The 8,027-nt window shown below is 45.0% G+C and carries 7 protein-coding genes; all 7 read left to right on the top strand.

Going from position 1 to position 8,027, the window contains the following annotated elements:
• A partial coding sequence (locus tag GXO74_03510) for an NADH dehydrogenase subunit (protein ID NOZ60726.1) occupies nucleotides 1–1,079 on the top strand: 1,079 nt, incomplete at its 5' end.
• Nucleotides 1,076–1,636 carry a BMC domain-containing protein gene (locus GXO74_03505; protein NOZ60725.1) on the top strand — a complete coding sequence of 187 codons (561 nt, stop codon included), beginning with the start codon at nucleotides 1,076–1,078 and terminating at the stop codon, nucleotides 1,634–1,636. The genes GXO74_03510 and GXO74_03505, both read left to right, overlap by 4 nt.
• Nucleotides 1,637–1,701: 65 nt before the next feature.
• Nucleotides 1,702–2,481 carry a class II aldolase/adducin family protein gene (locus GXO74_03500; GenBank protein ID NOZ60724.1) on the top strand — a complete coding sequence of 260 codons (780 nt, stop codon included), beginning with the start codon at nucleotides 1,702–1,704 and terminating at the stop codon, nucleotides 2,479–2,481.
• Nucleotides 2,482–2,493: 12 nt separating this feature from the next.
• Nucleotides 2,494–3,684 carry an acetate/propionate family kinase gene (locus GXO74_03495; protein NOZ60723.1) on the top strand — a complete coding sequence of 397 codons (1,191 nt, stop codon included), beginning with the start codon at nucleotides 2,494–2,496 and terminating at the stop codon, nucleotides 3,682–3,684.
• Between the two features lie 158 nt (nucleotides 3,685–3,842).
• Nucleotides 3,843–5,660: an L-fucose isomerase gene (locus GXO74_03490; protein ID NOZ60722.1), complete on the top strand. Its 1,818-nt coding sequence runs from the start codon at nucleotides 3,843–3,845 to the stop codon at nucleotides 5,658–5,660.
• A gap of 11 nt (nucleotides 5,661–5,671) precedes the next feature.
• The gene (rhaB, locus tag GXO74_03485) at nucleotides 5,672–7,147 is read left to right on the top strand and encodes a rhamnulokinase (GenBank protein NOZ60721.1); all 1,476 of its coding nucleotides are present in this window, start codon (nucleotides 5,672–5,674) and stop codon (nucleotides 7,145–7,147) included.
• Between the two features lie 39 nt (nucleotides 7,148–7,186).
• Nucleotides 7,187–8,027 (top strand): TonB-dependent receptor (locus GXO74_03480; protein ID NOZ60720.1); only part of this gene is annotated, 841 nt, incomplete at its 3' end.

The following is an 8,027-nucleotide window of genomic DNA, read 5'->3' as shown; positions in this document are numbered from 1 at the left end:
TCGGCATTAAGGCGAAGCATAAAGATGTTATTTCAATTCTGGAAAAACTCATCAGTCCGCCGATGGAGATCGCCAAAATCGGAGATTTTTACCCTGCCGGAGACGAAGTCACATTGGTTTATTTGACAACGGGTCGGGTGATTCAGCCAGGACAATTGCCGATTTCTGTTGGCTGTCTGGTACAAAATGTTGAGACTGTTTTTAACATTGCTGCCGAGAAACCGACTGTCGAGAAATTTTTCACAGTTGCCGGCGCCGTAGAAAAGCCGCTGACTGTCAAAGCCCCGATCGGCACAAGCTACGAGGAAATTTTAGCCCATTTTCAAATACAAACGCCACACTACATCGTTCGATCTGGCGGGCTAATGATGGGAGAAGTCGTTCGCGATCTGAAAACTGTTATCACAAAAACCACTGGCGGGTTGATTGTTTTGCCAGTTGATCACTATTGCACAACTGTTTATGAAAGATTTTCTCAACCTGAGAAAACTGTTCGCATCGCCAAAGCCAGTTGCGATCAGTGTTCTTTTTGCACAGACCTTTGTCCACGGTATCTATTGGGACAACCGGTGCGTCCGGAAACAGCCATGCGCAATATCATGTTTTCGCGAGAAGATTTGAAATTAGTCCATCAAGGTAATGAGTTTTGCTGCGAATGCAATTTATGTACAATGTATTCGTGTCCGGAAGGGCTTGATCCGCGAGGCGCCACAGTGATTGAAAAACGAATTTCTCTGGCATCAGACAACCGTTGGGAAGGTTTGCCTGTGAAACCACATCCACTGGAAAATTTTCGAAAAGTACCGACGAAAAAACTGATGCAGAGGCTGGATGTGCTAAAATTTACTGACCATGCACCGTTGGAAAATTTAAAATTGGATCCACCACAAGTAAAACTGCCCTTGAAGCAGCACATTGGCGCTCCGGCGGTGCCCATTGTTAATCTCGGAGATGTTGTAAAGAAATATGACTTGATCGCAGAAGGAAAAGAATCAGTATCAGCCCACGTCCATGCTTCAATTGATGGGAAAGTCGTGCAAATAAATGAAAATGAAATAGTTATCGAGAGGATTGCATGAGTTTGCGATATACCATTGGTATCATTGAATTAGCCAGTATTTTCAAAGGATACGAAGTTCAAGATCAAATTTTGAAATCGGCGTTAGTTGAGAAAATCATCGCCCGCACTATTTGTTCCGGGAAATATCTCATTATCGTTAAAGGTGAAATTTCCGACGTGGAGACAAGTCTGGCAATGGCTCGCGAAACCGGCGCTTTCGCAATAGTAAATGCAACGCTCGTGCCCAATGTGGATGAGAAAATTTTTCCGGCAATTATTGGCTCTACAACATTAGATAGCAAAGAAGTGGATGGTTTGGCTGTCATCGAGACTTTTTCTGTGGCTGCAGCTATTCGTGCAGCGGACTTGGCTGTAAAAGAGGCAGAAATTGAAATTCTGAGGATTCACGTTGCCATGGCCATTGGTGGAAAAGGATTAGTTGTGCTCACCGGAAATATCGATGCGCTGAAATCGGCGTTGATTCCTGCGATTGATTACTTGCAAGAAGAAGGAATGTTGGCAGGGCATACGCTCATCACCCAGCCGCATGAAGATGTTTTGCGTGATTTGCTTTAAAACTGAAGCATAAATTTCACGATAAATTTGAAGAATTTGGAGGAAATTTGATGAATACATATAGCATGAATAGCGAATTTGAATTAAAAAAGATGATCATTGAAATTGGCAGACGAATCTGGACGCGCGGGTATGTGGCAGCGAATGACGGAAATATTTCTGTGCGCATCAGTGACAATGAACTGTTGACAACTCCTACGGGCGTGAGCAAGGGATTTATGACGCAGGATATGATCATCAAAATGACCATGGACGGGAAAGTGCTTACGCGCAGCGAGAAATACCGCCCTTCAAGCGAAGTGAAAATGCACATCGAAGTTTACAAACAGCGCGAAGATATCCGTTCGGTCATTCACGCGCATCCGCCGTACTGCACCAGTTTCGCTGTCGCTGGAATTCCGCTCGATAAATGCGTGTTACCGGAAGCGGTTCTGACATTGGGCGCGGTTCCCATTGCCCCCTACGGAACGCCTTCAACCATGGAAATTCCCGATTCGATAAAACCTTTTTTGCAAAATTCCGACGCTGTTCTTCTGGCGAATCACGGCGCTTTGACATTTGGTCAGGATTTAATTAGCGCATATCATAAAATGGAAACGCTGGAGCACTCAGCACATATCGTCTATCTTTCTATCGGGCTGGGGAATGTCAATATGATTCCGCCTGATCAAGTAGAAAAATTGATGGAAATACGCGACAAGCTGAATATTCAGGGGAGAGTCACGGATTGCGTGACAAATGGTAGCTGTTCAACGGATCAGAAACCTGCTGCGACAACAGCGGAGAATATTCAGGTTGAGGAAATTACCAAAAAAGTTATCGAGCGTTTGAACCAGTTGAAATAGGCGGGGCAGAGGGTGAAAATTTTAATTGCCAATCCTGGAAGTACATCCTATAAATGCAAACTTATGGACATGGATAGCGGGGAATCTCTGTTCCATGCTGCTGTTGAGCGCATCGGAGATTCGGAGGGAATTTTTCGCTACGGATTTTCCGGCGAGACTGAACGTGAAACGTCCATTCCAATTCCCAACTATCAGACTGCAATAAAATTAACCCTGGATTCGTTGGCAAAAAAGATAGACTTTCGCGACGTTGCTGCTGTGGGATTTAAAGTTGTGCTCGCAAAGGGAGTCTCCGGCTGCGTGGAACTGACAGATGATGTTCTCAAAGCTATGCGCGAATATTTGCCATTGGCACCGGTTCACAATCAGATTTACCTGACTGCAATTCAAACGTTCAAAGAATTGAATCAGGACGTTCCTTTGGTCGGATTATTTGAAACTTCCTTTCATTCGGAAATCCCGGCAGAAGCTTTCCTTTATGGTATTCCTTTTGATTTTTTTGAAAGATATGGTATTCGAAAATACGGCTTTCACGGCGCTTCCCACCGCTTCATTTCGGAATATGTCAAAGAAAAATATGCGAATCAGACAAAAAATTTGAGAATCATCTCCTGCCATCTTGGCGGCAGTTCCTCGGTGTGTGCCATAAAAAATGGCATTTCAGTGGACACATCCATGGGAATGAGCCCGCAAAGTGGCTTGTTGAACGCGACTCGCGTTGGTGATCTGGATTCTTTTGCCTTGCTCTATTTGATGGAAAAAGAAAATTTGACCATCGAAGAAACACGAAAAATGTTGATTTCCAATGGCGGCGTAAAAGGGATTTCCGGCATCAGCGGTGATTTTCGCGACATTGAAAAAGCCATGCTCGAAGGTAATGACCGCGCAAAATTTGCTTTCGATACTTTTGCCTATTATGTCAAGCGCTACATTGGTGAATATCTTGCGATTTTGAACGGCGCTGATTTCATCGTTTTTACTGGTGGTCTGGGGCAAAATTCGCCGACAATGCGCAGTAGAATTTTGTCTGGTATGGAAAATCTTGGAATAGTTTTGAATTCTGAAAAAAACGAAGCCATCACCAGTGAAGGCGTTATTTCGGACAAAACATCAAGAATTAAAATATTAGCTGTGCCGACAAATGAAGAACTGATTGTGGCGCGGTCGGTGAAAGAATTTCTGGAAAATAGATCTCGGCAATGAGCAACATCACTACGATTTTCAATGATCGGCAAATAACTCTGTATTAATTGCAATGATTCACAACTTTGTTTTTATCCTCGGGCAATGTAATATCATTTGATAATCGGGACTCATTTCTCTTTATTTTTCCACTGCAAATCAAAAGAAAGGGACTGGAAATGGCTGATATTCCTTCCTTAAAGCAAAATCCACCACACAAACGATTAAGGGGCTCGCTGCCCAAAATTGGCATCAGACCTGTTATTGACGGCAGAAGAAAAGGTGTGAGAGAATCGCTGGAAGAACAAACTATGAACATGGCGAAAAAAGCCGCTGAATTTCTTTCTGCAAATTTGAAGCATTCCAACGGTTTGCCAGTTGAATGCGTGATCGCAGATACCTGCATCGGAGGCGTTGCCGAAGCGGCTGATTGCGCAGAAAAGTTTGCCAGAGAAAATGTCGGCGTTTCGCTCACTGTGACGCCGTGCTGGTGTTACGGGACAGAAGTCATGGACACAGACCCGCTTATTCCCAAAGCTGTTTGGGGGTTTAACGGCACAGAGAGGCCTGGCGCAGTCTATTTAGCAGCTGCTCTGGCAGGATATAGCCAGAAGGGATTGCCTGCCTTTAGTATCTACGGCAGAGATGTTCAGGATCGCGACGACAATGGTATTCCCGATGACGTGAAGGAAAAATTGTTACGTTTTGCCCGGGCTGGTCTGGCTGTTGCGGAAATGCGCGGAAAATCATACCTGTCAGTGGGTGGCGTTTCCATGGGAATTGCTGGTTCCATTGTGGATCAGAATTTTTTACTGGACTATCTGGGCATGCGCACAGAAGTGGTCGATATGGTTGAATTAGTACGCCGCATGGAAGAAAATATTTTCGACCATGAAGAATTTGAGCGCGCTCTCAAATGGGTGAAAAACAATTGCGCCGAAGGGGAAGATCCGAACCCACCGGAAAAGCGGCGATCCCGCGAGAGAAAAGACATGGAATGGGAAATGTCCGTGAAAATGGCGCTGATTGTGCGCGATTTGATGATCGGGAATGAGAAATTAGCAGAAAAAGGCTTTGGAGAGGAGGCTCTGGGACACAATGCTATTGTCGCCGGATTTCAGGGACAACGCCAATGGACGGATCATTTTCCCAATGGCGATTTTTTAGAAGCAATTTTAAATTCTTCATTTGATTGGAACGGCATTCGCGAACCTTACATAGTGGCGACGGAAAATGACTCGCTCAACGGAATTTCCATGCTGTTCGGTCATTTACTCACTAATACGGCGCAGATTTTTTCAGACGTTCGAACCTACTGGAGCCCGGAAGCAGTCAAGAGGGTGACAGGAAAAGAGCTTTCAGGAATGGCAAAAAATGGAATTATTCATTTAATTAATTCTGGCCCCACAGCGCTGGATGGGACAGGCCAACAGACGCTGAACGGAAAGCCGGCAATGAAGCCGTTCTGGGAAATTGCGCCGGAAGAGGCTGGGAAATGCCTTGATGCGACGCGCTGGTGCCCGGCGGAATTAGAATATTTTCGCGGCGGCGGATTTTCCACGCAATTCTTGACGCAAGGGGACATGCCAGTAACTATGTCGCGCATTAATTTGATAAAAGGACTTGGGCCCGTGTTGCAAATTGCCGAAGGTTACACAGTTTCACTGCCTGACGACGTTCACGAAATTTTGAATCGCCGCACCAGTCCGACGTGGCCCACGACATGGTTTGTACCAAAATTGACTGGAAAAGGCGCATTCAGAGATGTTTACTCCGTTATGGCAAATTGGGGCGCAAATCACGGAGCCATCAGCTACGGACACATCGGGGATCTTTTAATCACTCTGGCTTCCATGCTCCGGATTCCTGTGAATATGCACAATGTTGATGAAACGCGAATTTTTCGCCCCTCTGCCTGGAACGCTTTCGGAACTAATGATTTGGAAGGCGCTGACTATCGTGCTTGCAAAAATTTTGGGCCTTTGTACATAAAATAGGGGAGAGATGTATGGCTGCAAATTACTACCTTGCATTTGATTTTGGCGCATCCAGCGGTCGCGCGATCATCGGTAAGATTGAAAACGATAAAATCTCGCTCGAAGAAATTCACCGTTTTCCCAACGGGCCAATTCAAATACTCGGACATTTGTACTGGGATTTTCCTTATCTATTCAATGAGCTGAAAAAAGGAATTACGCTTGCTGTAAAGAAAGGTTTTCCTGATTTGCAGGGAATGGGTATTGACACCTGGGGTGTGGATTTTGGCTTGATTTCCAAAGATAACCAGCTCATTGGAAATCCGTTTTGCTATCGCGATTCTCGAACCGATGGCATGCTCGAACGCGCGTTGGCGAAAATGCCCAAAGAAAAAATATATGAGATCACAGGCATTCAATTCATGCAATTTAATTCTCTGTTTCAGTTATTTTCTATGGTGGAAACCGGCAACCATCTGTTAAACATCGCCGATAAATTGCTTTTTATGCCGGATCTTTTTAATTTTTTTCTCACAGGCGAGAAATTGAATGAGTACACCATCGCTTCGACTTCCCAGTTGTTGAACGCAAAAGAAAAAAATTGGGCTGGCGATATTTTTTCTGGAATTGGATTGCCTGAAAAATTGTTCTCTCCGATAATTCAGCCCGGCACAATGATCGGCGATGTGCTTCCGGAAATAAAGCAGGAAACCGGAATTAAAAGATTGGAAGTTATCGCCCCGGCAACACACGATACTGCGAGCGCAGTAGTCGCGGTGCCTGCTCTTACCGGCAACTGGGCTTATCTCAGTTCCGGCACCTGGTCGCTGATGGGAATCGAAGCCGATGCGCCTATCATTAGTGATGATTCTATGCGATTCAATTTCACCAATGAAGGCGGCGTGAATGGCAAAATTCGCTTTTTGCGAAACGTAATGGGATTATGGCTATTGCAGCGCTGCATGTTTCAGTGGGAATTGGACGGAAAAAAAGTTAGCTACAAAGAAATGGATTCCCTCGTCGAAACGGCGCAGCCTTTCCGGTCAATCATCAATCCGGACGATGCCATCTTTTTAAATCCGCCTGAGATGACGAAAGCCATTCAGGAATTTTGCGAACGTTCGGACCAGCCGGTTCCGCGGACTCGGGGAGAAATTTTACGTACCATTTTTGAAAGTCTGGCGCTGAAATATCGCTTTATCATGGATGTGGTTAATTCTGTGCACGATAAAAAAATCGACCGCTTGCACATCGTTGGCGGTGGTTCACAAAATCAGATTTTGAATCAATTCACGGCCAATGCGCTGGGAATTCCTGTCATCGCCGGCCCTGCGGAGGCGACTGCTCTGGGAAATATTGTGGTGCAGGCGATTGCAAAAAAGGAACTCAATTCAGTGGAAGAAGGAAGAGAGCTTATTGCCAATTCTTTTGAATTGAAGGAATTCACACCGGAAAATCGTAATCAGTGGGAAGAGGCGTATCAGAGAGTTAAAAACTTGTTTCGTTAATTTTTGGGGTACACCTCTGACACAGAAAAAAGTCGAATAATGATGAGAAAAACAAGTCGGTTCATTTTATTTTTAATATTTCTTTTCGCTTCTCAATTAGCAGCCGGCGAGAAAAATAGCATTCTGTCCGGGAGAGTTACAGACGCACAGGGGAACCCGCTGCCGTATGCCAATGTTTTTATTCAGGAAAATTATCTCGGAACGGCAACTGATCTAAAAGGGAAATTCTCACTGAAACTGCCCCAGGGGAAATACACGCTTATTGTAAGCTACATCGGCTACAAAACAAAAAAGGTGACAATTGAGCTTGAAAAGGGTGAGAAGGTATTCCGGCATTTTATTTTGAAAAGCTCCGCCATTCAATTGGGCGAAATTACTGTCACTGCCGAAGATGAATTCATCCCCAGAACGCCGGAGACAAAATCAGTTATCAGGGCCGCGGAAATCGAACATATTCAGGCGTCCAGTTTGAACGATGTTTTGCAGCTCGTCCCGGGTGAGAAGACAGAGAATCCCAACCTGCACTATTCAGCCGAGGCAACCATTCGCGGCGGCAATTCCATTGGTACAAAAATTATTATGGACGGCATTCCCTTGAGCAACAATGCAAACTTGCAAACAGGAATTGGCACAGCGTCCGGAGCAAGCGGCATTGATTTGCGCGCCATTCCGGCGGAAAATATTCGCGAAGTGGAAGTTATTCGGGGAATTCCGTCTGCACGCCACGGCGATCTTATTGATGGCATTTTGATGGTCAATACTCGAAGCGCAAAATCGCCATTTCGGTTAAAATTCAAATACAATCCTCATCTTTATGAGACAAACTTTTCCGGTGGAACGGATTGGAAAAATTGGATTATTTCAGGCAATTTTAACCTGG

The organism is Calditrichota bacterium (assembly GCA_013152715.1).
Taxonomy (GTDB): Bacteria; Zhuqueibacterota; Zhuqueibacteria; order Thermofontimicrobiales; family Thermofontimicrobiaceae; genus 4484-87.
This window is presented reverse-complemented; position numbering and strand designations above follow the sequence as displayed.